Below are 25662 nucleotides of genomic sequence, written 5' to 3'. Positions count from 1 at the left end.
TGACGACAAGGGCCCCGCAGAGCGCTGCGGGGCCCTTGTCGTTGTCGACAAATACCCCGGCATACCCGGCCATTTCGAGTGCTGTACGTCAACACGCCGCAGGGGAAGAGGCACCTCTTCGTCCCTCGAAACGGTGACCAAATGTCGCCATATCAGTACTGAACGCTACCCTCACTCGCGTGAAGCACTCCACCATCCAACAGACACGACGCGGCCAGCGGGGCCCCGCCCGCCAGCTCGGCCGCACTCTCGCCCTCGTCCTGCCCGTCGTCCTGGTGCTCTCCGGGACGCTCGCAGTCACCCGGGTCAACTGGTCGGGGAACCCCTCGGACTCGGTACTGACCGCGACCGACGTCTCGAGCGCGCGTGACACCAAGAACGCCGCTCCGCGCGCCGCTCAGGACGTGCTGCGCGACCAGCTCCTGACCGAGCTGCAGGAGGAGGACCCGGGCGTCGCCCTCACCCACCTCCAGCAGGCCGTCCACGACCGCCCGTCGCTGGGGCGGCACTGCGCCTCGATCGCCCGTGCACTGGGGCGTGCGGCGGTCCGTGTGTACGGGCCGACGCGGGCGCAGTCGTATGCCCGGCCCGTCTGCGACACCGCGTTCGCGTCAGGGGTCGCTGCGGGCTAGACATCCCCTTTTCGGAGAACACTCCGCTTCCGGACCGTCACGGCTGATTAAGGAACGGTTGCAGGTGAATGCCGTGAGCGGGGCGCCGCGTACAGTTCGGTCATGACTGATCCGAACGCCGCGTCCCGCCCCGTTCAAGCCGTTGTCCTGGCCGGTGGCCAGGGTTCCCGGCTGCGCCCGTACACCGACGATCGGCCCAAGCCGATGGTGGAGATCCCCGGTACGGGGACGCCGATCATCGGCCACCAGCTCACCTGGCTCGCCGAAGAGGGCGTGACCGACGTGGTGGTCAGCTGTGGGCATCTCGCCGAGGTGCTGCAGGACTGGCTGAAGTCGGCCGAGCTGCCGGTGCGGGTCACGACCGTCGTGGAGACGGAGCCGCTCGGGCGGGGTGGCGGTCTGAAGTACGCGGCGGCGCATCTGCCGCATCCGGAACGGCCCTGGTACGCGACCAACGGTGACATCTGGACCCGTTTCTCGCTGCGCGACATGGCGGACTTCCATGCGGAGCGCGACGCGGTCGCGACGCTGGCGCTCGCGCGACCGCGGATTCCCTGGGGTGCGGTGAAGACGGACGGCTTCGGACACATCACGGACTTCATCGAGTCGCCGCCGTCGACCTTCGAGATCAACGCGGGCGTGTACGTCTTCTCCCCCGCCTTCGCCGGCCTCCTCCCCGAGCGCGGCGACCACGAACGCACGACCTTCCCCCACCTGGCCCGCGAACGCCGCCTGGCCGGGTTCCCGATCCCGCAGGGCGCCTACTGGCGAGCCATCGACACGGCGAAGGACCTGACGGAGGCGGCGAAGGAACTGGCGGCGCTGGGGCGCTGACGCCTCCGGCGGTTGGGGCGGGATGCCTGCGGCGGCGTGTTCCGCCCCCGCCCCCTTCAACCCCGCCAGGGGTTGCGCCCCCTGGACCCCCTATCGGCCTGAACGGCCTCGTCCTCGAACTCCCCCAGAGGGGGCACCCCCAGACGGGCTGAAATGCCCGGACCGGCGTCGAGAAGGCATCGAAAGGTCTGGCGTAGCGATGGGCCCCGCACACGAAGTGTGTGCGGGGCCCATCTGCGTTGTGCTGCTCGGGTCAGCCGGTGGACGAAGGAGCCAGGTCCACCGGCAGGGTTACCCCAACAAGCCGCCCACCAGGCCGGGTTCGTCGGCGTCGGAGCCGCCCGTGGAGCCGCCGCCCGAGGAGGGGCCCCCGGAGGTCGGGCCGGTGCTGGTGCTGGGCGCCTCGTCGGCCGGAGTGGACTGCTGGGGCGGGGCCTGCCCCCCGGTGCCCTGCGTCTGGCTGGGCGTACCCGCCCCGGCGCTGCCCGTGTCGCTGGTCGCGCCCGGCGTCGTCGCGGCGCCGGACGGCGTGGCCGCCCCCGACGTGGCGCCCTGCGTGGGCGAGTTGGAGGCCGACGGCGTCTTCTTGTGCCGTTGGCCGGGCTCCTGCGGCAGCGGGGAGCCCGGGAGTTCGTTGCGCGGGGCCTCGCCGGGACCGGGGACGACGATACGGTCGGCGTCTCGGACAGCGCCGCCGAGCAGCGAGCCGACGAGGAGGGTCAGGCCGGTGACGATCAGCGTGACCAGGGCGCCGCGGCGCAGGACGTGACTGCGGAGCTCCCAGATGTCGGCGCGGGGGCCGAGGCGTCGCCAGGCCATACCCGCGAGGCGGCCGTCGATCGAGTAGACCGGGGCACCGGCGATGATCAGGGGCGACCATGCGGCGAGGTAGATGATGTCGGGGGCGTCGTAGACCGGGACGCTCTTCCAGCTGACGGTGACCAGGAGCGCGGCCGACAGCAGCGCGCCGACGATCGCGGCGACCCGCTGCCAGCATCCCAGAACCGTGAGGACGCCCACGATGACCTGGAAGAAGGCGATGACCAAGCCTGAGCCGACCGGGTGCTCCAGGGCGAACTGGCGGAGGGGCTCGGCCACTTCCCATGGGTGCAGGGTGTTGAGCCACTTCACCATCGAGCCGCGCTTGCCGCCGTCGAAGTAGACGGGGTCGCAGAGCTTGCCCATGCCGGCGTAGATGGAGATGAAGCCGAGGAAGACCCGGAGCGGGAGGAGGACGACGCCGAGGTTCATGCGGCGGCCGGGGTAATAGGCGTGCCGGGCCGGGTCGTCGCCGCCACCGGGCCGCTTGAGGGGCGCGTCGGTTGCGTGCGTACCGTGGGGGTCTTCCGCGAACTCCTCGTCGTCGTAGACGAGTTCCTCGTCGTATGCGCTCTCGACCGTGCGCATGTTGGGCAGGAGCCGGGTCTCGAGGGATTCGTGCGTGCGCTGGGCGCCGACGATCGGCGTTTCGACGGTCCGTGACAAGTCGTCGTCGTAGCCGGTGTCATAGCCGTCATAGCCGCCGACGTCGACCCGTGGGATGACCTGGGTGGCTCCGCCGAGGCCGGGGGCCGGCTCTTCGCCGTGACGGACGCTGCCGTCCCGCGCGGCCTGGAGCAGGCGGTGGGCGCCGGTGTCGTCGGGCGCGGAGGTGCCGTTCCAGACGGCGACTCGGCGGCGGGCGCCGGTGGCCGCGCCCGCTCTGCCGGCCGCACCGACGACGGGGATGCGGGTGGTGTCCTCGGTGGCGCTCAAGTGCCGTGCGATCCGGGGGGATTTGGTGCGCCCGGTCGACGCGCCCAGCAACACGCGGAAACTCGCGTGATTGACGATGATCTGCGCCGGATCGCTCGGCACCTTCACCATGCTCAGCGCGGGAGCGTCGTCGTATCCCGACGAGCGGTCCCCCGTGGGTGTGCGGGGTGTTCTGGTGTCCACACTCAACTAACCGAGTGACGTGTGCTTAGGACACTGCCTTGACCGGCCCGATCTGTCCGGACCCCGTCAAGGATGCGCAGGTCGCACCACTGTCACCGGAATTACCCCGCACGGGTGACGCCACGGACGCGTGTTCAGCCGCGTCGGCGAGCCGCCTCGTAGAGGACGATCCCCGCCGCCACACCGGCGTTGAGGGACTCCGCGCCGCCCGGCATCGGGATGCGGACACGGAAGTCGCACGTCTCGCCCACGAGTCGGGACAGGCCCTTGCCCTCGCTGCCGACCACGATGACGACCGGGCCTTCCAGGGCTTGCAGGTCGCCGAGTTCGGCCTCGCCGTCGGCCGCGAGGCCGACGACCACGATGCCCGCCTTCTTGTACGCCTCCAGGGCGCGGGTCAGGTTCGTGGCGCGGGCGACGGGGGTGCGGGCCGCGGCGCCGGCCGATGTCTTCCAGGCGCCGGCCGTCATGCCGGCCGCTCGCCTTTCCGGTACGACTACGCCGTGGCCGCCGAAGGCGGAGACCGAGCGGACCACTGCACCCAGGTTACGCGGGTCCGTCACGCCGTCGAGGGCGACGATGAGGGGGTCCTCACCCTCGTCCGCGGCCGCGTCGGCCAGCTCCTCGGGGTGGGCGTACTCGTACGGCGGGACCTGGAGGACGAGACCCTGGTGGTTGAGGCCGTTCGTCATGCGGTCCAGCTCGGGACGCGGGGCCTCCATGAGGTTGATGCCGCCGCGCTCGGCGGCGAGCTGGAGGGCCTCGCGGACGCGCTCGTCGTTGTCGATGAACTGCTGGACGTAGAGCGTGCTCGCGGGCACGCCCTCGCGCAGCGCCTCGACGACCGGGTTACGGCCGACGACGAGCTCGGACGTGGACTTGCCGCCGCGGCCCCTGGGAGCGGGGCGGCGTGCGGTCTGCTTCGCCTTGGCGTTGGCGACGCGGTTCTTCTTGTGTCCCTTGCGCATCTCGGCGGGCGGCGTCGGGCCCTTGCCCTCGAGGCCCCGGCGTCGCTGGCCGCCACTGCCGACCTGCGCGCCCTTCTTGCCGGACATGCGGCGGTTGTTCGCGGCCATGACCTACCTGTCTGTCGTGAAGCGTTCTTATGTACGTCTATGCAGTGTGCCGCCCGGAGGCCCGGGCGGCACAATCGATCTTCCGGGGACCGGAATCCGTCAGCGGGGGCCGAGGGTCCAGCGAGGGCCCTGCGGGCCGTCCTCGATGACGAGGCCCGACTGCTTGAGCTGGTCGCGGATGGCGTCGGCGGTCGTCCAGTCCTTGCGGGAGCGGGCCGCCTCGCGCTGGTCGAGGACCATGCGGACCAGGGCGTCGACCACGCCGTGGAGGTCCTCGCCGCGATCGGACTCGCCGGCCCAGAGCTCATCGAGCGGGTCCAGGCCGAGGACGCCGAGCATGGCGCGGACCTCGGCGAGGCGCGCCACGGCGGCTTCCTTGTCGTCGGCGGCCAGTGCGCTGTTGCCCTGGCGGACGGTGGTGTGGACGACGGCCAGCGCCTGCGGGACACCGAGGTCGTCGTCCATCGCCTCGGCGAAGGCGAGCGGCACCTCGGGGGACGGCTCGACGACGTGCCCGGTCAGCTCGACGACGCGCTGCACGAAGCCCTCGATGCGTGCGAACGCCGACTCGGCCTCGCGCAGGGCCTCCTCGCTGTACTCGATCGTCGAGCGGTAGTGCGGGGTGCCCAGGTAGTAGCGCAGGACGATCGGGCGCCACTGCTTGACCATCTCGGAGACCAGGACGGAATTGCCGAGCGACTTCGACATCTTCTCGCCGCTCATGGTGACCCAGGCGTTGTGCACCCAGTACTGGGCGAAGTCGTCGCCGTAGGCCTTGGCCTGAGCGATCTCGTTCTCGTGGTGCGGGAAGATCAGGTCGAGTCCGCCGCCGTGGATGTCGAAGGCGGAGCCGAGGTACCTGTGCGCCATGGCCGAGCACTCCAGGTGCCAGCCCGGGCGGCCCCGGCCCCACGGCGTCTCCCAGTCGGGCTCGCCGGGCTTGGCGGCCTTCCACATCGCGAAGTCGCGCGGGTCCCGCTTGCCGGTGATGCCCTCCTCGGTGGGCTGCCGCATCTCGTCGAGGTCCTGCCGGGACAGCTCCAGGTAGGAGGGCCAGGAGCGGACGTCGAAGTAGACGCTGCCGTCCGCCTCGTAGGCGTGTCCGCGCTCGATGAGCCCGCGCATCATCTCGACCATCTCGGTGACATGCCCGGTGGCGCGGGGCTCGTACGTCGGCGGGAGACAGCCGAGGGCGGTGTAGCCGTCGGTGAAGGCGCGCTCGTTCTCGTAGCCGATGGACCACCAGGGGCGGTCCTGCTGCTCCGCCTTCCAGATGATCTTGTCGTCGATGTCCGTGACGTTCCGGATGAACGTGACGTCGTAGCCGCGGTACTCGAACCAGCGGCGCATGATGTCGAAGTTGAGGCCGGAGCGGATGTGCCCGATGTGCGGTGCGGCCTGCACGGTGGCGCCACAGAGGTAGATCGAGACACAGCCCTGCTGGAGCGGGGTGAAGTCACGGATCTTCCGGGCGCTGGTGTCGTACAGGCGAATAGTCACGACACCAGGGTAGTGGGCGGATGGGAGTGCCCTGGTGCGTAAGTACGGTTTGGTCGTTCGTGGTCACGCGCAGGCCGGTGGGGGCGGGTCGGGCCGCCGCTGGGACGGCCCGCCGACCGGCCTCAGCCGACCCGGACCACCAGCGCCGTCGCCACCGCCATCAGTCCCTCGTCGCGGCCCGGGAAGCCGAGGCCGTCCGTGGTCGCGCCCGACACCGACACCGGGGCTCCGGCCGCCTCCGACAGGATCTTCTGCGCCTCGTCGCGGCGCTTGCCGATCTTGGGGCGGGGGCCGACGACCTGGACCGCGATGTTGCCGATCCGGAAGCCCGCCTCGCGCACGATCCGGGCCGCCTCGGTGAGCAGTACGACGCCCGGGGCGCCCGACCACTCGGGGCGCCCCGTGCCGAAGTGCTGTCCCAGGTCGCCGAGGCCGGCCGCCGAGAACAGCGCGTTGCAGGCGGCGTGGGCGACGACGTCCGCGTCGGAGTGGCCGGCGAGACCCGGCCCCTCGCCCTCCCACTTCAGGCCCGCGCACCACAGCTCGCGGCCCTCCTCGAAGGCGTGGATGTCGGTGCCGATGCCGACCTGGGGAAGCAGGGGCTCACCCGGCGGCAGCCGAAGGCCGGATGCGTCAGAAGCCATCGTTCAGCCTCCGGCGCGCCAGGACCGCCTCCGCGAGGACCAGGTCCAGCGGGCGCGTGACCTTGAAGGCCTCCTCGTGGCCGGGCACGACCACGACGGTGAGGCCGAGCTGCTCGACCATGCTCGCGTCGTCGGTGACGTCGTCGCTCACCGTCTCGTGCGCGCGGATCAGCGTGGCGCGGTCGAAGCCCTGCGGAGTCTGTACGGCACGCAGGCGGGCGCGCTGCGGGGTGGCCACCACCGGTTCGGGCTCGCCCGTGACGCCGGCCGGCTCGACCTCCTTGACCGTGTCCGCGAGCGGCAGCGCGGGGACCACGGCCTGCGCCCCGTCCCGTACCGCCTCGATCACCGCGTCCACCGTGTCCACCGGTACCAGCGGGCGGGCCGCGTCGTGCACCAGGACGATGTCGTGCTCCTGCGGCAGCGCGTCCAGGCCGAGCCTCACGGACTCCTGGCGGCTCTCGCCGCCGGGGACCACCAGGAAGTCGGTGCGCTCGGGCAGCGCGTGCGCGTCGAGCAGGCTCCTGACCTCGGCGGCGCCGTCGGGCGGGGCCACGACGACCACCAGGGAGACGGCGCGGGACGCGGCCATCGCGCGCACGGCGTGGATGAGCATGGGCGTGCCGTTCAGCGCGCGCAGCGCTTTGGGGGCGCCCGGACCGAGGCGTACGCCCTTTCCGGCGGCCGGGATCACGACGGCGGTACGGGCCCCGGCACGCGTGTCCGCGGGGACACCCGTGGGCGAAGGACGCGAAACGTCAGACATCGGTTCCTGTCAGGTTTGTGTGCTCTGCCTACGTGGGTATGGCCTCAAGCGTGCCGGGTGGGCCTTTCTTGACCGAACCCTTCCGTGACATCGGTCGAGTCGGCTGCCCGGACCCGGCACATCAAGTATCGGGGGCGCCCCCGAGGTAGGACATACCGCGCCTGTGAGCGAACATGCCGCAGCGCCCGGCGACAGCAATTACGTCATCGGGCACCGCGGCACTTCTTTGAAAAAAATTCAGCACGCTGCGCAAACTGGTGTGCTGAAACTGAGGCGGATGTACCGCGTCAGGACGCGAGAACCTCGTCGAGCAGCGCCTCGGCCTTGTCCTCGTTGGTGTTCTCCGCGAGGGCGAGCTCGCTCACCAGGATCTGGCGGGCCTTGGCGAGCATGCGCTTCTCACCGGCGGAGAGTCCGCGCTCGCGCTCACGACGCCACAGGTCACGCACCACTTCCGCGACCTTGATGACATCGCCGGAGGCGAGCTTCTCCAGATTTGCCTTGTATCGACGCGACCAGTTCGTGGGCTCCTCGGCGTACGGCGCGCGCAGCACCTCGAAGACCCGGTCCAGCCCGTCCTGACCGACCACATCACGCACGCCGACGAACTCCGCATTGTCCGCTGGCACACGTACCGTCAGGTCACCCTGGGCGACCTTCAGCACCAAGTAGGTCTTGTCCACGCCTTTGATCTGGCGAGTTTCGATAGCCTCGATCAGCGCGGCCCCGTGATGGGGATAGACCACGGTGTCGCCAACCTTGAACGTCATGTGACAGGTACCCCTTCCGTGGCTATCCAGGGTAACACGGAAACTGCGGGTTCTGAATGGCGTTTTCGCAGGTCAGGGCATATCTCGGGGCTTGACAACTCCAACAGGAACGTGCTGCGCGGGCCGAGCGGAAGAAAGTATTCGCAGGTGGGAGCGGCTCTGCGGGCGGGGTGAAACGCGTACGTTACACACATCCAGAGGCGCCTCCGAGCGGCCGAACGTACACATATGTCCGGTTCCAAGTGTGCGACTTCCGCTACTCCGTTCGGCGCCTCGAGTCACCTCCCGGGCGAATCCGAAATTGATCACAGCCAGGTCGGCGGCACATCCGGTGATCAATTCCGGGAGGGTCGCGCATTCCTTCACGGAAATTTTGCGCGAGGACTTGCGAGACGTCTTATGTGAATGACGGACAGAGGTCCGGGCAAAGTGACTGCCGGGCCACTTACGGGTGAAGGAACGGGTGGCGGAAGAGGCGCTTCGGACGTACTTCCACGGCTCATCGCCGCTCGGGGGAGGGTCGGGTGCGGTAGCGCGGGAACGGCTCGGTAACCTAAGGCCGCTGACAGACACTTAGGGCGGCACTACGCGCCCCCCGTTCGAGTCAAGGAGTTGCCGCCGCCGTGAGCAGCAGCCTTCGACGCGGCGCCCTCGCCGCCGCCGCCATCACGTTCTCGATCGCCGCGCTCTCCGCGTGCGCGGCCGGCAACAACGCACAGACCCTGGAGATCAAGCCGGACAACGCAGCCACCAGCGTCGGCGACATCAAGATCCAGAACGCCATCGTCATCACCCAGCCCGACCTGGAGTCGACCGGCCCGGCCGCGATCTCCGCAACCCTGTTCAACTCGGGCAGCTCCGCGCAGACGCTGGACTCGATCAAGGTGGACGGCACCGCCAAGAGTGCCGAGCTCAAGCCCGCCAAGGGCGGCAGCCTGACCATCCCGGCTGGCGGTTCGCTGATCATCGGTGGCAAGGACAACGCCGCCGCCGTGCTGCCCAGCAGCCGCGAGGCCATCCAGGACGGCAACGCGCAGAAGATCACCTTCACCTTCAGCAAGACCGGTGACGTGAGCCTGCGCGCCTTCGTCGTCCCGGCCGAGAGCTTCTTCGAGAGCTGGGGCCCCAGCGAGGTCCCGGCCGCGCCGGAGACCACGTCCTCGCCGACGGGCACCCCGACCGGGACCCCGGGCGAGGGCGCGGGAGCGGGAGCGGGGGCCACTCCGACCGGCGGTGCGTCCGGGAGCGCGACGGAGACCGGCGGGGCGGCCGGGGACGGAGCGGCCGGCAACGCGGCGACCCCGAGCGACAGCGCCTCGCAGACGGTCGCCGGACACTGAGCGGCCGTACGGCGCCGGATCGTCGTACGGCACCTGGACAGTCGTAGAAAAAGGGCGGGACCCCCGGAATCGGAGGTCCCGCCCTTCGACGTACGTGGCGACCGTGTTCGCCGTCCTTACGGCCGCGTCCTCACCACGGCAGCGGTTTACGGCTCAAACTTGTAGCCGAGGCCGCGGACCGTCACCAGGTACCGGGGCGCGCCCGGGTCCGGCTCGATCTTGGCGCGCAGGCGCTTGACGTGGACGTCCAGGGTCTTGGTGTCGCCGACGTAGTCGGCACCCCAGACGCGGTCGATGAGCTGCATACGGGTCAGGACCCGGCCCGCGTTGCGCAGGAGCATCTCCAGGAGGTCGAACTCCTTGAGCGGGAGGTCGACCTTGGAGCCGGAGACCGTGACCACGTGGCGGTCGACGTCCATGCGGACCGGACCGGCCTCCAGAGCGGCCGGGGTGACCTCCTCGGGCTCGCCGCGGCGGCGCAGGACGGCCCGGATACGGGCGACCAGCTCGCGCGAGGAGAACGGCTTGGTGACGTAGTCATCGGCTCCTATTTCCAGGCCGACAACCTTGTCGATCTCGCTGTCCTTGGCGGTGACCATGATCACCGGGACGTTGGATCGGCCGCGCAGTTGGCGGCAGACCTCGGTGCCCGGCAGGCCGGGCAGCATCAGGTCGAGGAGGACGAGGTCGGCGCCGTTGCGCTCGAACTCGTCGAGTCCGTCGGGCCCGGTGGTCGCGACGGCGACCTCGAAGCCCTCTTTGCGGAGCATGTATGACAGGGCGTCGGAGAAGGACTCCTCGTCCTCGACGACGAGCACACGGGTCACGGAAGGACCTCCGGGGCGGAAAGCGTTTCGTACGCGGTTGAGTCAGCGGATGAATCGGGGGTGCGGTGATGGGATGGGGCGGCGGACGGCCCGGCCTCGTCGTCGAGATCGGGGTGCTGCTGTGCGCGGTCGCGGGCCGCACCCGCCTCCGGCAGCCGCAGGGTGAAGGTGGAGCCCTGTCCCTCGGAGCTCCACACCGTGACCTCCCCGCTGTGTGAGGCGGCCACGTGTTTGACGATCGCGAGACCGAGGCCGGTGCCGCCTGTGGCACGGGAACGGGCCGGATCCACGCGGTAGAAGCGCTCGAAGATGCGCTCCTTGTCCTTGTCCGAGATGCCGATGCCCTGGTCGGTCACGGCGATCTCGATATTGTCCCCGCCCGGGGCGCTGATCCGGCGCGCGGCGATGCCGACGCGGGTGCGGGCGGGCGAGTAGTTGACGGCGTTCTCGACGAGGTTGCCGAGCGCGGCGGCGAGCTGGCCGCGGTTGCCCCAGATGCTGAGGTCGGTGGTGCCGCCCGCGGCCATGGTGATCTGCTTCGTCCCGGCGGCGTGCCGGCAACGGTCCATGGCCTCGGCGACGAGCTCGTCGATGCGGACGGGCTCGGCGTCCTCCAGCGGGTCGTCGTTCTGCACCCGGGAGAGGTCGATCAGTTCCTGCACCAGGTTGGTCAGCCGGGTCGCCTCGATCTGCATGCGCCCGGCGAAGCGCTGCACGGCCTCCGGGTCGTCGGAGGCGTCCATGACGGCCTCGGACAGCAGGGAGAGCGCACCGACCGGTGTCTTCAGCTCATGACTGACGTTCGCGACGAAGTCACGCCGCACGGCCTCTATCCGCCGGGCCTCGGTGAGGTCCTCGACGAGGAGCAGGACCAGGCGGGAGCCGAGGGGCGCGACGCGAGCGGACACGGCGAGGGCCTCGCCGCGTCCGGTGCCACGCCTGGGCAGATCCAGCTCGACCTGCCGTATCTCACCGTCGCGTCTGGTGTCCCGGGCCATCTGGAGCATGGGCTCGACGGAGAGCTTGCCGCCGCGCACCAGACCGAGGGCGTACGCCGCCGAGCTTGCCTTGACGACGGCGTCCCCCTCGTCGAGTACGACTGCGGAGGAGCGCAGCACCGACAGGACCGTGTCCACGCCGGGCGGCAGGACCGGGTCGGTGTGCAGAGAGGTTCGGGTGGGTCGCTTCAGGTCGCGTTCGCTCCAGCGGAACGCCAGCATGGCGATGACACCGGTAAGCACCCCGGCGATCGCTGCCGCTGCGGCGACCGCCGCGTTCACGTCCATGCACCCAGGTTAGGCATGTCGCAGGCAGTGGCCACAGCCGTCGGAGTGCGACCTCGAACACTCGTCGCCCAGAGTTCACCTTGGAGCCAGTGCTGGTTCATTTGTGGTGGCGGAAACGGACGCGTACGGACCGGATCGTGGATGCGTGGGGTTCGCACAGGCGGTTTAGCTTGGGATCACACTGGCGGTTTCACGACAGTCCGACTGACGTTTTCGCGACAGTCTTACTGTCGGAGGGCATGACGGTCAGACTTCCGGTTCAACGGGATTCGACAAGATCCGACTACAGGACTGCCGGTCCGACGACAGTCTCCTGGCCCCGGAACCCCCGAGGCATACGTTAGAGAGGGACCCTGATGCGGGACGCGTACCACGAGGAACTGGACTCGATCGGCGACGGTCTGGTGGAGATGGCCCGGCTGGTCGGCTCGGCGATCGGGCGCGCCACGGCGGCGATCCTCGACACCGACCTGAAGCTGGCCGAGAGCGTGATCGAGGCGGACCAGAAGGTCGACGACCTCCAGCACGACCTGGAGGCCCGGGCCATAGCCCTGCTGGCGCGCCAGCAGCCGGTGGCGACGGACCTCCGTATCGTCGTCACCTCGCTGCGTATGTCGGCGGACCTGGAGCGCTCGGGCGACCTGGCCCAGCACGTGGCGAAGCTCACGCGGCTGCGCTACCCGGAGCGCGCGATTCCGCAGGACCTGCACGCCACCATCCTGGAGATGGGTCAGCTCGCGCAGCGCCTGATGGCGAAGGCGGCCGAGGTGATCGTCACCAAGGACGTCGACCTCGCGCTCCAGCTGGAGCAGGACGACGACGCGATGGACCTCCTCCACCGCACCCTCTTCCAGCACCTGCTGGACGAGCGCTGGAAGCACGGCATCGAGACGGCGGTCGACGTGACGCTGCTCGGCCGCTACTACGAGCGGTACGCCGACCACGCGGTGGCCGTGGCGAAGCGTGTGGTGTTCCTGGTGACGGGTGAGCACGCCGATGAGCTGCAGCCCGACATCCAGCCGGACATTCAGCCGGTTTCGGGCACCGAGGGCGCCTGAGGCGTACTGAGCGGTCCGGGTACGCCCGGGAGTGCGGGTAGTGCGGGGGGTCTGTTCGGGGCGTGTGCAAGCCTCCGTGCGCCGTTGATGCGCCCAGCGGGGCGGGCATGGAATGGGCACAGGCACCAGCCCCGAGGAGGGACCATGGCCGAATCCCCCAGCACTCCCGGTACGACCCCCGACCCCACCCAGGCAAGCCCGACCGAACAGCCCGCCGACATCAGGAGCCTCCCGCTCTTTGCCGCGTGCGGCTGCGGCTCCGGCTGCGGGTGCGGGTGCCAGTCGGGGAATCCTTGCCAGTGCGGGTGACGGTGAGGGTGAGGGGGGTGTAGGTGTAGGACGTGGAGGCAGCGCGGCGTGTGGCGCCGTGGATCTGCCGTGGATCTTGTGTGTGGCGGTCAGGGCTCCGGTGCGGATTCGCGGCGGGGCCCTTTGCCGTCGCCGCCCTGCCGTCGCCGCCCTGCCGTCGCCGCCTTGCCGTCGTCGCCTTGCCGTCGTCGCCGCAGCGTCTACGGGACGGGGCACGCAGCGGGATGGACGGTGCTGACACACGCCTGCCTCTGCACGCCCCGATACCTCGTCTGCTTCCGGTCGAGGGTTGTACGGCGCGCGTTTAGGATGGAGCATATCGCCCTATCGAGGGCCAGACCGGGCTCCGCCCACAGCCCGGCCCCGCGGCGACGTAGACGCCCACAGGGCAGTCACCACGCGTCCGCCGCTCTTTACTTTGGGCTTCTCCGCACTGCCAGGAGCATTGCCATGACTGCTCAATCTGCCTCGATCATCCTGGAGCGCCCGGCGCAGGATCTGGCTGACGCGACCTCGCACCATCCGTTCCTGTACGAGCTGAAGCCGACCGAAGCGCGCAAGGTCCTCGACGACCTGCAGGCCGCGCCGGTCGACAAGCTTCCGGTCGACGAGGAGTGGATCACCGTAGCCGCCTCCGTGGGTGACGTCCGGGTGCGCATAGTCAAACCGCAGGGCGCCACCGGAACACTGCCCGTCGTGTTGTACATGCACGGCGGCGGCTGGGTACTGGGCAACGCCGCGACCCATGACCGCCTGGTGCGGGAGTTGGCGGTCGGTGCCAACGCCGCAGTGGTCTTCGTGGAGTACACCGCCTCACCGGAGGCCCACTACCCCGTGGCCATCGAGCAGGGCTACGCCACCGCACAGTGGATCAAGCGTGAGGGTGCGTCCAAGGGCCTGGACGCCCGGCGCATGGCAGTGGCCGGCGACTCGGTCGGCGGGAACATGACGGCCGCGCTCGCGCTGATGGCCAAGGAGCGCGGTGACGTCACCTTCGTGCACCAGTCGATGTACTACCCGGTCACGGACGCGGCCATGGACACCATGTCCTACGAGCAGTTCGACACCGGCTACTACCTCAGCCGCAAGGCCATGGAGTGGTTCTGGGACGCCTACACCACCGACCCGAACCAGCGGGCGGAGATCACCGCCTCTCCCAACCGCGCCACCACCCAGCAACTCGACGGCCTGCCGCCCGCCCTGCTGATCGTGGACGAGGCCGACGTACTGCGCGACGAGGGCGAGGCCTACGCCGCCAAGCTGCGGGCAGCGGGCGTCCCGGTCACAACGGTGCGTTACGACGGCGCGGTGCACGACTTCATGATGCTCAACTCGCTCAGTGAGACCAGGGCAACCCGAGCAGCCGTGGACCAGGCCATCTCGCTGCTGCGGGATGCCCTTGGGACCGCTGCCCACTGACGGACATCGGCGGCTGCAAGGCGCTTGTCCGACGCCGTCGGACGCGTGGACATGCGCGTCCCCGGTCGGGCGCGCAGAGGCGTCAGCATGAGCGTCGCCCGTGGTGACGATGGACGACGCCCGCACTCCCGACTGGAACTCGAGGAAACCCATGACTCTGCAGCCGATCGTCCCGCCCGAAGAGTGGGAGGCAGCCCGACAGGAACTCCTGGTCGAAGAGAAAGCGCTCATGAGGGAGCGCGACGCCCTCGCCGCGAAGCGTCGGCGGATGCCGTGGATGGCGGTGGACAAGGAGTACCGGTTCGAGGGATCGGCCGGCGGACTGAGCCTGCTCGACCTGTTCGAGGGTCGTCGACAGCTGATCGTGTACCGGGCGTTCTACGCGCCGGACGTGACTACGTATCCGTCGACGGGCGGCTCCTACCCGGAGCGGGCGTGCGACGGCTGCTCGTTCCTCGCCGACCAGGTGGCGCACCCGGCACATCTCAACGCGCGGGACACGACGTTGGCCTTTGTGTCGCGTGCACCGCAGGCCGACATTCGAGGGCTGCAGGAGCGCATGGGATGGCAGCTCATCCCTTGGTACAGCCTGACCGACGGCTTCGACACCGACTTCGGTGTCGACCAGATGCACGGGACCAACGCGTTCATCCGCGACGGCGACCGGATCTTCCGCACCTACTTCGTGTCCGACCGGGGCGACGAGCAGATGGGCAACACCTGGAACTACCTCGACATCACGGCGCTCGGACGGCAGGAGGAATGGGAGGACTCACCGCAGGGCTATCCGCAGACGCCGCCGTATCTCTGGTGGAACTACCACGACAGGTACGGCGCGACCCCTATTGCGGATGGGGATTAGGGCCCAGGGCCCTCAGTGGCCCAGGCCAGAAAATGCCCCTGAGTCGCGCTTTTGCGCAGCTCAGGGGCATGATCATGGAACCTACTTCTTCTTGCCCTGGGTCTTGTCGGGGATCTTGGTGAGCTGGGTTGTTGCTGATCAGAGGCGGTGGGCTCGTGCGCCTGGTCGTCGTCGTTGGTCGTCATTGGCCACTGCCGAGCGGCCTCGGACGGCCCAGGGACGGCCCAGCTTCGGCACGCTCGACGACGGCCCACGCCCTCGACATGCCTCGCCTGAAGCTCAGCTGATGGCAGTCAGCCACGACGGCGGGGGTGCCTGCTGGCCTCGCGCGTGTGTTCCTCGCTGTGCTCCCACTCGCCTCGGCCACGCTGCTGGTTCCGCTGACCAGGCGAGCAGTCAGGCGGCATGTTCCTGTACGCACGCCGCGCTGTAGTAGTCGTCCGGGAGAGCGTCTTCTTGACATCGAAAATCGCTGTTCAAAGTCACTCTCCGCTTTCCAGAGCGCCCCTCGGACAGCCCGCTTCATGAAAGCGCGAGGCTATGTCCTCACCCGGAGCGGCCGAGACCGGCCCGGAAGAACGGCAGTAGCGGGGGTGGCATCATGGCGGGGGATTCGAGCAGCTCCCACTCGCAGCCGGGCACCTTCTCATCGAGATAGCGGAACCCCTGCCGCATCATCAACAGACCCACGGAAGTCGACGCTTGGTCCGCCGGGGACCAGTGACGCTTACTCACGTCGGCCATCAGCAGCATTCCCATCCCAAGGGTTCTGCCCATCATCCATTCGTAGGCCGCGTCATCCAGCAGGTTGGCCTCAATCTCCGCCTCGACTCGTACGCACAGGTCGATAGCCCATTCCCGGGTCGCTCCGCTCGCCTCCCAAGCGTCCCGTAGATCATCCAGGGTCGCTGTCTCCGCCAGACACAGCAGGGTGTCGAGGACAGGGCGGTCGGGGAGGGTGCTCATACCGCCATCGGGGGAAAACACCTCCTCGGCAAGATCCGGGACGTCCACGACCGTGTATTCAGCCAAGGACGCCCATGGGTTGTACCACCCCGTAGGCTGCATGGCCCGCAGCACATCACCGATTCCCTGCGGCGTGATGGCGGCACCCCCGCGCAGCACCGTGGTCACTACCGCAGCCGTAACATCGCTGTCGGACAGATTCGGAGGGTCTGGGTTCAGGTCCAGCTCAGCCAGCTCCGGCGGAGGCCACACCACACCCCGGTTACGCATGCACCGGATGATTCCCTCATCGATCCGGCGGGCCCGAGCGGGAACGAGTCGGACCCGCTGACCGGAGGCGACCACCTCGTCGGCGACACGCTCCGCCCACTCCTCCTCGTCCTCTCGGGCTATCGGACCCTCGTCACCGAGACCGGTACCAAGACCCCGGACGGCTTGCCCGAAGGCCTCCCGCACCGCGAGCTCCGGCACCGGATGTCCCTCGCCGAACAAGGCCAGCACCAAATGAAACGGTCGAGCACCACGCCGGGCCAACCGGGCGAGCGCCACGACCAAGCCGAATGCTTCGTCGGCCGGAACCGACGCACTCCCGCGCCCCCGGCCCAATGCCCGCACCCTGTGCCTTGGCAATAGACCGGCCCGCCGCCAGGACGCGAGCTGCTTTGTCGACACCCCGTAGCCGTGCTGTCGCGCGTGGTCGATGAGCTGCTGATCAGCGGATACCGGACCAGCCGTAGAAGACATGGCGCGAATCTACCCACTCCCGCCACAAGAGGACGTGGCTTCGGAAGATATAGAGCCCCCCCACCTTCACCAAGGCCAGGTGCCCCGCACGTGGTGCTCTTGGGGAACCGCCGGACTACACGGCCCGGCAACGAACCAGGAGAACCCATGCTGATGACCTTCACCGACCTCCTCCCGACGACCGGCCCCCTGTCCTGGGCACTGATCACGGCCCTGTACATCTGGATCACCGTGTACGTCGTCATCGTGCACGTCGCCCTGTTCCACCCCAGCCGATCCCGCCGGAAGACAGCCCACAAGATCCTGGACTGCCACCTCCTCGCCCCCTGGACGCTGTGACCTTCCCGCAGAAGTGACGATCTTTCGCGAGGGTCCGCCGATGAAGTCGGTGGGCCCTTCTGCTTTCCGGCGCTGATGGTGGGCAGGCCGGCGTCAGCAACCTGCGACGGCGGAACCGCGGTGGACAAGACATTGCGCGGTGACTTCTTCGTCCCGAAGCAACTTGGGCGCACGCTCATGCTTGGGCTGCTGTACCTCCAGCCTGCGCTGATTGTCCGCAGGTGTTCGCGCTCGTCCGCCGTTATCCGCTGGCGTTGTCACGCAGTTAGACACTCACCGATGCTGCGGTCTGGTGGAGCTTGCAGCAGAACAGCATCTGATCCGTAGCTCTACAGAGACCGGTCAACAAGGGGCATAGAGGCCGCCGTTCGGTTGCTCAGGATAGTTGTCAGTCATGGTCGGTTGCTGAGGTTGCTGTACTTCTCTGCTGTACCGCTTGGGCGGCTTTACGACCGTTGGCAAGGTTGTTGCGGCTGGCCAGGGTGTGGGGGTGGGTGTCGCCGAGGGCCTGCTTGCTTTGGGCGAGGGTGGTCTGGTGCAGGGGGATGGCCCGTTCCAGGTCCCCCGCCGCTTGGTACGCGTTGGCAAGGTTGTTGCGGATGGTCAGGGTGTTGGGGTGGGTGTCACCGAGTACCTGCTCGCGCTGGGCAAGGGTGGCCTCGTACAGAGGGATGGCCCGCCCCAGATCCCCCGCCGATTCGTAGGCGCCGGCGAGGCTGTTGCGGCTAGTCAGGGTGTTGGGGTGGGTGTCACCGAGTACCTGCTCGCGCTGGGCAAGGGTGGCCTCGTACAGAGGGATGGCCCGCCCCAGATCCCCCGCCGATTCGTAGGCGCCGGCGAGGCTGTTGCGGCTAGTCAGGGTGTTGGGGTGGGTGTCACCGAGTACCTGCTCGCGCTGGGCAAGGGTGGCCTCGTACAGAGGGATGGCCCGCCCCAGATCCCCCGCCGATTCGTAGGCACTAGCAAGGTTGTTGCGGATGAGCAAGGTGTCAGGGTGGGTGTCGCCGAGGGCGTGCTCCCGCTCGGCAAGAATGGCCTCAAATAGGGGGATAGTGCGCGCGGTGTGGCCCTGCTGGTAAAGACGGTTGGCGGCAGTGGCATATGCCTCGGCAAGGGGGGTGTCGTGGTGTCTGAGCGGTGTGCTGGCGGCGAGGGTGACCAGATGAGGCGTAAGAGCTCGTAACACGATCATGCGGCCCAGTCCCAGTAGTCCTGTTGTGGTGGAGCGTGGGAGCGTGGGCCTAGATCGCGGGCGACGGCTTGTGTGGGGAAGAGTGGCTGGATGAGCGTGATGTGGGCGGCGACGTCGCCGGAATCTGGGCTGTTCCATCCGGTTGAGAGACGTTCAGAGGTGAAGGACCTGTCAGACCGCTTCAACGACCTGCGTTCCTGCGGCCAGGGGTACGTCAAGGTTCGGTTGCCGAACAAAGAGTTCCCGGTGCTGGTCCTGGCCTTCCGAGGTGATCACGCGGTTGTCCATCTGATGAGTGACGCCGAGCGGATGTCTCTGCTCGTAGGAGACGGCACCGTGCCCTCGGGTGCCGAGGTCGAAGTCCCGATCATGGACGACCTCGCCGCGTTCACGGGCGAGTTTGTCCTGGACACCGATCGGGCGTGGGACCTGGTGCACGACTTCACCCAGACGCAGGCGGCCGGCCCTCTGGGTGAGTGGTGTGAGTTGTAGCTAGAGGCTCGTGACACGATCATGACCGGTGCTTCTTCAGTCGCCTCCAGCAGATGAGGCTGCAGGCCAATGAGACGAAGGCGTCGTGGAGTTCGGTTCGGCGTTCCCAGCGGACGGCAAGGCGTTTGAACTGGTGGAGCAGGGCGAAGGTCTGCTCGACGACGTAGCGGAGTTTGCCCAGCCCCTTGATGTTCGGGGCGCCCTTGCGGGAGATGACCGGCAGGATCCGGCGCTTGCGCAGCTCGTCGCGGCTGGGGTTGGAGTCGTAACCCTTGTCGCCGAGCAGCGAGTCGGGGCGGCGGCGTGGCCGGCCGGGACGCCCTGCCACGGGCGGGATGCCGTCGACCAGGGCGAGGGTCTGGGTGACGTCATTGACGTTGGCAGCAGTCGTGATGACCTTGAGCGGGGTGCCGCGTCCGTCGCAGATCAAGTGGTGCTTGCTGCCCGTCTTCCGCCGGTCGACCGGCGACGGACCGGTGTCGGCTCCCCCTTTTTCGCGCGGATGTGGGAGCCGTCCACGCACGCCCTGGACCAGTTGAGTTCGCCGGCGGCGTTCAGTTCGGCGAGCAGGATCCGGTGCAGTTGGTTGAAGACACCTGACTGCTGCCACCGCTCCAACCTGCGCCAGCAGGTCTGCCCGGAGCCGAACCCCAACTCCAGCGGCAGCAGTTGCCAGGCTATGTCGTTGTGGAGGACGTACAGGATTCCCTGCAGACATAGCCGGTCCGCGACCGGGCGCGGCCCCGGCGACCGCTCCGGCCAGGGCGGCAGCAGCGGCTCGATCAGCATCCACAAGTCGTCATCCACGATCCATGGCCGAGTACTCACACCCTCCCGAACGGCCGAATCTTCACATCGGTCACGCCCGACCAGGGCATCTCAACAAGATCGTGTTACGAGTTCTAAGGGAGTCCCACTGAGTGTCGGTGGTGTTGCCCTGGCCCGGGTGCGGGGTCAGATGGCGCAGGACGCTTGTTCGGCGCGGTCGCGTCCATGGAGGTGACGCTCTGAGTGCATGCCGACGGTGCCTTGGGGAGTGCGCAGGACGGTTTGGACCATGCGGTGGATGCTGAGACCGCTGCCGGTGTCGGTGACCATGCTGTAGGCGGCCAGGGTGCCGATGGCTTCCGCGGTGTCGTCCGGGTTGGCACCGGGCGGGGTGAGCAGGACGTGTGGGATGTCGTCGGGGGCGAGCCAGGCGGCAGTGTGAAGCACCTGTACGGCCAGCGGGTTCTCCTCCTCCAGGGCGTGGAGTGTGACGTTCCAGATGCGAGCGATGGTGCGTTCGGCGTCGATGCCGTGGGCGGACTTGGCGAGCTTGGCGCCCAGGCGGCGGCGGTAGGCGGCGAGGCTGATGCCACGGTTCTGGGCGAGGTAGGCGCTGGCCTGTTTGATCGCCAGCGGAAAGTGCCCCAGGTCGTCGGCGAGAGCGTGGGCCTCGGCCCGCTGCCGGGGTGTGGGAGTGGCGTCCTTGAAGACGAGGCGGCACAGCAGTGCGGTGGCGTCATCGGGGTCGAGGGTGCCCAGGGCCAGCGTGGGGGCGCTGTCGGGCCAGCCCCTCGCGCGGCGGCTGGTGGCCAAGTGGTGCCCGCGATGCAGTGCCCCGGTGTACGGGGCGAGGTCGTCGGGGTCCTCGACGTTGTCGTAGACCAGCAGCCACCCCGGGTGCCAGGCCAGCCACTGCATCGCCCAGGACAGCTGCGCGGCGCGTTCGGCCGTGGCCGCCCAGCCAGCAACCAGCGTGTGCGTGAGGTTGGTGAGGGATGTCTCGATCTCATCGGGCGAACCGGCGTTGATCCACCAGATCAGGGCGTAGTCGCTGCGGTGGCGGTGGGCGTAGTGCAGGGCCAGAGCGCTCTTGCCGATCCCGCCGAGCCCGTGCACCGCGCCGCTCTGCGTGATGGCGCCCTCTTGCCGGTCGGTGAGAGTGCGGCGCAGCCAGGCCAGTTCTTCCCCGCGGCCCAGACAGAGGGTGGCCGGGGGCAGGTTCGAGGTGCCCGGGGCCGCGGTGATCTTGTCCGGCGCATACAACGCCTCGGCGGGCAGCACGTCCCCGGTGTAAGCGGTACCGATCTGTCCGGCCGCTATTGAGCGGTCTCCCGCGGCTTCGATCCGTGGCCGGGACAGGGCGTTGTCCGCACTCATGGCCGTCGCGGGAGATGACCGTCCCCGGTGATCGCGGTGCCGATGTGCTGGGCGGCGATCGACCGCTCGCCGGACGCCTTGATGGTGACCGAGCCCGCGGCCCGGGCGGGCAGCAGGGCGGCCAGTTCCTCCCGCAGCCCGGCATCATCCTGCAACGCGCGTTTGAGTAGCCTGCCCAGCACCGCCGTGGAATACGCGTCGTCGTGTTCGTCGGCGGCCTCGTCCACCACCCGTTCCAGCTCGGCCCGGCCCTCCTCGTCCCTACGGCGCCAGACCAACTGAAGGATCCGCTGCCCGAGACCGACAGTGGCATCCGCGGCAACGTCCTGGGCTCGGGTCAGCACCGCTGCCCCGTACGCCCCCACCGCAGACGTCAAGTACGGGCCCGCCTGCTCGACCAACGCCACGATTTCAGCACTCACTTGATCCCCCGATGCGCGCGGCTCCGAAAGAACCCAGCGTAGAAACACTGCCCCCACCGTGAAGGCAAAACGCCCGAATCACCCGCCGAGGTTTCACTCGCTCCTCGCTGGCTCCCGCCTCACACCATCAGCTTGGGAAGCTGCGGGCATCGAGGGCCCGTCGTCGGCGTCGACCTGCTCGAACGGCAGGTTCGCCACCTCTGTGGGCTCGACTGCTTTCACCGTGATTCCCCGCTGTTCCCCGCTCGATCTGGTGCGCTTGTGGTGCGGTCACTGTCGGCGTGGGGCACTACGAGCCGGCGCGTCTGCAAGTGCCTCATAGGTGTTGCTTGGCTGCTCTGACCAGTCGGCTGATGTCGTCACGGGTTCGTACCCTGGCATCGTCGAGTCCTGTTCTGCTGGCTGTCTTGGACAGCGTCGTAATGTCTGCGAGCACGTTCTCCGCGGCCTGGCTCAGCGTTTCGTCATCGGTGAGCATCTGTGCCCGGAACAGGGCCTCTTGGGCGTTGGAGCGTAGGTCGTAGGCGCGGATCCGTACTGTGTCGGGGTCCTCCGGTGGTGGCTGTTCGTGCTCGCAGAACCAGAGGTGAACCAGGCAGCGGCGGTAGTTGACCAATGCGCCGGCGTAGGCGGAGAAGGCATCGAGTCGTTCCTGTCGCAGCTTCTCCTGGCGGGTGAACTGGTGGCTCTTGTCGGCGGTGCGCTGCTGGAACGCCAGGGTTATCCCCGAACCAAGCAGCGTTCCCAGGACGGCTATGCCGCTGGCGATGATGGTCTCCACACTCCAAGCTGATCACGCCTTGCCGTCCTCCGTGGGCTGTGAGCGGACTCCGATGGCAACACGATTTCCAACTGTGTTGGTCGAGTGTTGGGGTGTGTACAGGGTCGTTCACCTGGGTTCATGGGCGGGTGTATGCCGAGACGGCTTCTGCTGGTGGACCCTCCTGAACGGCGGTGAACGTAGCTGAATGAGACGGAAAATGAGACGGTCCGGCACAGGCCCGGGCGGTCGCTGAGAGGCACTCCGGCTAGTCGGAAGTGCCTGAGGAGCGCTGAAGGTCGGGGGCGGTTGTAGGGGTTGCTGTATCGCGTTGCTGTACGGTCTCCGCAGTTTCACGGGCATGCGCGAGGTTGTTGCGGGTGATCAGGGTGGAGGGGTGGGTGTCGCCCAGGACCTGCTCGCGCTGGGCGAGGGTGGTCTCGTACAGGGGGATGGCCCGCTCCAGATCCCCCGCCGACTCGTAGGCGTAGGCCAGGTTGTTGCGGCTGGTCAGGGTGTCGGGGTGGGTGTCGCCCAGGACCTGCTCGCGCTGGGCGAGGGTGGTCTCGTACAGGGGGACGGCCCGGCCCAGGTCGCCCGCCGCCCGGTAGGCGCCGGCCAGGTTGTTGCGGGCGGTCAGGGTGTCGGGGTGGGTGTCGCCCAGGACCTGCTCGCGCTGGGCGAGGGTGGTCTCGTACAGGGGGACGGCCCGGCCCAGGTCGCCCGCCGCCCGGTAGGCGCCGGCCAGGTTGTTGCGGCTGGTCAGGGTGTCGGGGTGGGTGTCGCCCAGGACCTGCTCGCTCTGGGCGAGGGTGGTCTCGTGCAGGGGGATGGCCCGGCCCAGATCCCCCGCCGAATGGTAGGCGCCGGCCAGGTCGTTGCGGCTGATCAGGGTGTCGGGGTGGGTGTCGCCCAGGACCTGCTCGCGCTGGGCGAGGGTGGTCTCGTACAGGGGGATGGCCCGCCCCAGGTCGCCCGCCGCCCGGTAGGCGCCGGCCAGGTTGTTGCGGCTGATCAGGGTGGAGGGGTGGGTGTCGCCCAGGACCTGCTCGCGCTGGGCGAGGGTGGTCTCGTACAGGGGGATGGCCCGCTCCAGATCCCCCGCCGACTCGTAGGCGCCGGCCAGGTTGTTGCGGCTGGTCAGGGTGTTGGGGTGGGTGTCGCCCAGGACCTGCTCGCTCTGGGCGAGGGTGGCTTCGTGCAGGGGGATGGCCCGCCTCAGGTCTCCCGCCGCCCGGTAGGCGTAGGCCAGGTTGTTGCGGCTGATCAGGGTGTCGGGGTGGGTGTCGCCCAGGTCCCGCTCGTGCTGCGCGAGGGTGGCTGTCCGTAGGCGGATGGTGTGGGCGTCGCGCCCTTGGCGATACAGGTACTGTGCGGCGGCCTCGTAGGCGTCGGCGGTTTCGGCCGACGCCAGGCTGGTGTGCGGTGTCGAGTCGGCGACGGCCACGACATGGGGAAGAATTCGCTCCCACCCCGGAGTGTTCGCCTCCTCGTCGGGGATGGCCTGCTGGATGAGGTGTTCAGCGTCCTGTCGGCCGGGTGGATGTGCCTCGGAGTTCATGGCGGGTCGGTGGCGCAGCACGGTCTGCACCAGGCGGTGGATGCTGGTGCTCTGGCGGTCGGTGCTGTACGCGATCATGTTGTACGCGTGCAGTGCACCCAGGGCCTCGCCGAGGGTGAGCGGGTCGGGGCAGAGCGAGGCGAGCAGGGTGCGGGGGATGTCGTCGGGTGCGAGCCAGGCCATGGCGTTGAGGAGCGTGACGGCTTGCGGGAGGCGGTCTTCGATGGCGGTCAGGGTGTGGCGCCAGATGCGGGCGATGGTCCGCTCGGGGTCGATTCCGCCGACAGCCGTGTCCATGACCCGCCCCAGCATGCCTCGATAGTCGGTCAGAGAGGCTCCGGTCTCAAAGAGGTATGCGCCGGCTTGTTCCAGCGCGAGGGGCAGGTAGCCAAGTTCGGCGGCAAGGGCGGCTGCGTCCTGCCGTTGGTCTGGGGTGGGGGTGTGCTCTGCTCCGAGCGCCAGGGTGCAGAGCAGTTTTAGGGCCGCATCGGTGTCGAGCAGGCCCAGCGTCATGGTGGGGGCGATGGTGTGCCAGCCGGTCGCGGTGCGACTGGTGGCGAGGTGATGGCCGTCCGGAAGCGTGCCGAGGTAGTGGCGCAGGTCGGTGGGATCTTCGACGTTGTCGAACACCAGCAGCCAGGCGGGATGCCACTGCAGCCACAGGATCGCCCACGCCGCCCGCTCCTGCACGCCCGTGGTGGCGGCCCATTGCGGGCACAGCCGCATGGCCAGGGTGGCCAAGCTGGCGACGATCTGCTCGGTACTTGCCGCGTTGATCCACCACACCAGCGTGTAGGTGCGCCGGTGCGTATGGGCGTAGTGCAGGGCGAGCGTGCTCTTGCCGATCCCGCCCAGCCCATGGATCGCCCGTGAACCGGGCACCTGAGTGACAGCGGCCTCCCCCTCGTCGGCCAGGAGCCGGCGCAACTCGGCCAGTTCATGTTCACGTCCGACGAAGACGCCGGATGCAGATCCGGGTAGATTCCCGGCCCCCGGCGGCGCCTCCACCTCCCTGGCCCAGCGCACCGCCTCGGCCGGGAGCATCACTACCTGGCCGCCGTCGCCGGTGATCGCCACACTGACGCCGCCGCCCACCGCCAGGGACCGCGGCCCAATCGCCTGCGGACCGTCCGCGCTGGCCGCATCGCTGTTGGTCATGGCCTGATCGTCGTGTTGTCCCCGGTGACGGCCGTGCCGATGGTCTTCGCGGCGATGGACCGCTCACCCGACGCCGTCACGTGCACCGTCTCACCGGCGGCGGGCAGCATCCGGGCCAGCTCGGCCAGCAACTCGGCGTCGTCACGCAGCGCCCGCTTGATCTGCTGGCGCAGGGCGGCAGCCGCGTCCGCATCGTCCGGTGCTTCGGCCGCTTCCTGGACCGCGGCCTCCAGCTCCGTCCGGCCCCGCTCGTCACGGCGGCGCCACACGGCCTGCAGGATGCGCCGCCCCAGGTTCGCTGTGGCGTCCACGGCCGCGCTCTCGGCCCGGGTGAACACCGCCACCCCATACGCACTCGCCGCGGTCGCCAGATACGGACCTGCCTGCTCCACCAACTGCCCGATCTCAGCACTCACTTGATCCCCCGATCCGCGCGGCTCCGCAACCAGCGTAGAAAAGGCGGCCCTGACGTGAAGCCAAACGCCTAAACCGCTCACCGCGGTTCCCACGCCCCCTTGCTGGCTCCTTGCCCCATGCCATCAGCTTGGGAAGCTGCGGGCATTTGCGGACGGCTGGTTCGCTGACCTGGGCAAACAGTCGGGGCGCGGTCTCTCCGGGCTGG

General features: G+C 68.8%; 24 protein-coding genes. 8 read left to right on the top strand and 16 right to left on the bottom strand.

The genetic code is table 11. The annotated features are described in order from the left end of the window. Positions 1-179 precede the first annotated feature (179 nt). Positions 180-632 (top strand): hypothetical protein, encoded by a 453-nt coding sequence (locus tag OHO27_RS22800; protein WP_328426768.1) that lies wholly within the window; start codon positions 180-182, stop codon positions 630-632. Positions 633-734: 102 nt separating this feature from the next. Beyond that, positions 735-1466, top strand: coding sequence for a nucleotidyltransferase family protein (locus OHO27_RS22795; protein ID WP_328426766.1), 732 nt, complete (start codon positions 735-737; stop codon positions 1464-1466). A gap of 291 nt (positions 1467-1757) precedes the next feature. Here the strand turns inward: OHO27_RS22795 and OHO27_RS22790 are convergent, their stop codons facing one another. The 6 genes from OHO27_RS22790 to OHO27_RS22765 form a co-directional block, all read right to left on the bottom strand. Continuing rightward, positions 1758-3404, bottom strand: a complete 1647-nt coding sequence (locus OHO27_RS22790; RefSeq protein WP_328430513.1) for a DoxX family protein — start codon at positions 3402-3404, stop codon at positions 1758-1760. 134 nt (positions 3405-3538) lie between these two features. Next, the gene (gene rlmB, locus OHO27_RS22785) at positions 3539-4480 is read right to left on the bottom strand and encodes a 23S rRNA (guanosine(2251)-2'-O)-methyltransferase RlmB (protein ID WP_328426764.1); all 942 of its coding nucleotides are present in this window, start codon (positions 4478-4480) and stop codon (positions 3539-3541) included. Between the two features lie 99 nt (positions 4481-4579). Beyond that, entirely contained in the window at positions 4580-5980 is a 1401-nt protein-coding gene (cysS, locus tag OHO27_RS22780; RefSeq protein ID WP_328426762.1) for a cysteine--tRNA ligase, read from the bottom strand. A gap of 122 nt (positions 5981-6102) precedes the next feature. Next, on the bottom strand, positions 6103-6624 hold the full coding sequence (gene ispF, locus OHO27_RS22775; RefSeq protein ID WP_328426760.1) for a 2-C-methyl-D-erythritol 2,4-cyclodiphosphate synthase: 522 nt from the start codon (positions 6622-6624) through the stop codon (positions 6103-6105). After that, positions 6614-7390, bottom strand: coding sequence for a 2-C-methyl-D-erythritol 4-phosphate cytidylyltransferase (ispD, locus tag OHO27_RS22770; RefSeq protein WP_328426758.1), 777 nt, complete (start codon positions 7388-7390; stop codon positions 6614-6616). The genes ispF and ispD overlap by 11 nt, the downstream gene beginning before the upstream one ends. A 287-nt stretch (positions 7391-7677) precedes the next feature. Beyond that, positions 7678-8160 (bottom strand): CarD family transcriptional regulator, encoded by a 483-nt coding sequence (locus tag OHO27_RS22765; RefSeq protein ID WP_003953493.1) that lies wholly within the window; start codon positions 8158-8160, stop codon positions 7678-7680. 623 nt (positions 8161-8783) lie between these two features. On the opposite strand from OHO27_RS22765, the gene OHO27_RS22760 reads away from it, so the two are divergent. Next, complete coding sequence (locus tag OHO27_RS22760) at positions 8784-9500, top strand: DUF461 domain-containing protein (protein WP_328426756.1); 717 nt, start codon at positions 8784-8786, stop codon at positions 9498-9500. Between the two features lie 146 nt (positions 9501-9646). Here OHO27_RS22760 and OHO27_RS22755 read toward each other — a convergent pair whose 3' ends face one another. Then, positions 9647-10327 (bottom strand): response regulator transcription factor, encoded by a 681-nt coding sequence (locus tag OHO27_RS22755; RefSeq protein ID WP_015659563.1) that lies wholly within the window; start codon positions 10325-10327, stop codon positions 9647-9649. Next, positions 10324-11613, bottom strand: coding sequence for a sensor histidine kinase (locus OHO27_RS22750; RefSeq protein WP_328426754.1), 1290 nt, complete (start codon positions 11611-11613; stop codon positions 10324-10326). The genes OHO27_RS22755 and OHO27_RS22750 overlap by 4 nt, the downstream gene beginning before the upstream one ends. A 356-nt stretch (positions 11614-11969) precedes the next feature. Here OHO27_RS22750 and phoU point away from each other — a divergent pair, with 356 nt between their 5' ends. The 3 genes from phoU (at position 11970) to OHO27_RS22735 (ending at position 15261) form a co-directional block, all read left to right on the top strand. After that, the gene (gene phoU / locus OHO27_RS22745) at positions 11970-12671 is read left to right on the top strand and encodes a phosphate signaling complex protein PhoU (RefSeq protein WP_328426752.1); all 702 of its coding nucleotides are present in this window, start codon (positions 11970-11972) and stop codon (positions 12669-12671) included. 759 nt (positions 12672-13430) lie between these two features. Beyond that, complete coding sequence (locus OHO27_RS22740) at positions 13431-14399, top strand: alpha/beta hydrolase (protein ID WP_328426750.1); 969 nt, start codon at positions 13431-13433, stop codon at positions 14397-14399. Positions 14400-14550: 151 nt separating this feature from the next. Beyond that, positions 14551-15261, top strand: a complete 711-nt coding sequence (locus OHO27_RS22735; protein WP_328426748.1) for a DUF899 domain-containing protein — start codon at positions 14551-14553, stop codon at positions 15259-15261. A gap of 546 nt (positions 15262-15807) precedes the next feature. Here the strand turns inward: OHO27_RS22735 and OHO27_RS22730 are convergent. Then, positions 15808-16971, bottom strand: a complete 1164-nt coding sequence (locus OHO27_RS22730; protein WP_328426746.1) for a hypothetical protein — start codon at positions 16969-16971, stop codon at positions 15808-15810. Positions 16972-17118: 147 nt separating this feature from the next. Here OHO27_RS22730 and OHO27_RS22725 point away from each other — a divergent pair, with 147 nt between their 5' ends. Next, positions 17119-17310 carry a hypothetical protein gene (locus OHO27_RS22725; protein ID WP_328426744.1) on the top strand — a complete coding sequence of 64 codons (192 nt, stop codon included), beginning with the start codon at positions 17119-17121 and terminating at the stop codon, positions 17308-17310. A 388-nt stretch (positions 17311-17698) separates the two neighbouring features. Here the strand turns inward: OHO27_RS22725 and OHO27_RS22720 are convergent, their stop codons facing one another. Then, the gene (locus OHO27_RS22720; protein ID WP_328426742.1) at positions 17699-18502 is read right to left on the bottom strand and encodes a tetratricopeptide repeat protein; all 804 of its coding nucleotides are present in this window, start codon (positions 18500-18502) and stop codon (positions 17699-17701) included. 90 nt (positions 18503-18592) lie between these two features. Here OHO27_RS22720 and OHO27_RS22715 point away from each other — a divergent pair, with 90 nt between their 5' ends. Next, positions 18593-18994: a hypothetical protein gene (locus OHO27_RS22715; protein WP_328426740.1), complete on the top strand. Its 402-nt coding sequence runs from the start codon at positions 18593-18595 to the stop codon at positions 18992-18994. Positions 18995-19013: 19 nt separating this feature from the next. On the opposite strand, the gene OHO27_RS22710 is transcribed toward OHO27_RS22715, so the two are convergent. The 6 genes from OHO27_RS22710 to OHO27_RS22685 all read right to left on the bottom strand — a co-directional run bounded on the left by OHO27_RS22710 (position 19014) and on the right by OHO27_RS22685 (position 25456). Next, positions 19014-19783 (bottom strand): IS5 family transposase gene (locus tag OHO27_RS22710; protein ID WP_328430512.1). Its coding sequence is split into 2 segments (ribosomal slippage): positions 19014-19502 and positions 19505-19783, totalling 768 coding nucleotides; the frame shifts between segments, so codons are not numbered across the junction. Positions 19784-19948: 165 nt separating this feature from the next. Next, positions 19949-21139 (bottom strand): hypothetical protein, encoded by a 1191-nt coding sequence (locus OHO27_RS22705; RefSeq protein WP_328426738.1) that lies wholly within the window; start codon positions 21137-21139, stop codon positions 19949-19951. Beyond that, positions 21136-21561 carry a hypothetical protein gene (locus OHO27_RS22700; RefSeq protein ID WP_328426736.1) on the bottom strand — a complete coding sequence of 142 codons (426 nt, stop codon included), beginning with the start codon at positions 21559-21561 and terminating at the stop codon, positions 21136-21138. The genes OHO27_RS22705 and OHO27_RS22700 overlap by 4 nt, the downstream gene beginning before the upstream one ends. Positions 21562-21877: 316 nt before the next feature. Next, positions 21878-22342 (bottom strand): hypothetical protein, encoded by a 465-nt coding sequence (locus tag OHO27_RS22695; RefSeq protein ID WP_328426734.1) that lies wholly within the window; start codon positions 22340-22342, stop codon positions 21878-21880. 247 nt (positions 22343-22589) lie between these two features. Continuing rightward, positions 22590-25040: a tetratricopeptide repeat protein gene (locus OHO27_RS22690; protein ID WP_328426732.1), complete on the bottom strand. Its 2451-nt coding sequence runs from the start codon at positions 25038-25040 to the stop codon at positions 22590-22592. Further along, positions 25037-25456, bottom strand: coding sequence for a hypothetical protein (locus OHO27_RS22685; RefSeq protein ID WP_328426730.1), 420 nt, complete (start codon positions 25454-25456; stop codon positions 25037-25039). The genes OHO27_RS22690 and OHO27_RS22685 overlap by 4 nt, the downstream gene beginning before the upstream one ends. Positions 25457-25662 lie beyond the last annotated feature (206 nt).

Origin of the sequence: Streptomyces sp. NBC_00443, assembly GCF_036014175.1 — a bacterium.
In the GTDB taxonomy this organism is placed as follows: domain Bacteria; phylum Actinomycetota; class Actinomycetes; order Streptomycetales; family Streptomycetaceae; genus Streptomyces.
This window is presented reverse-complemented; position numbering and strand designations above follow the sequence as displayed.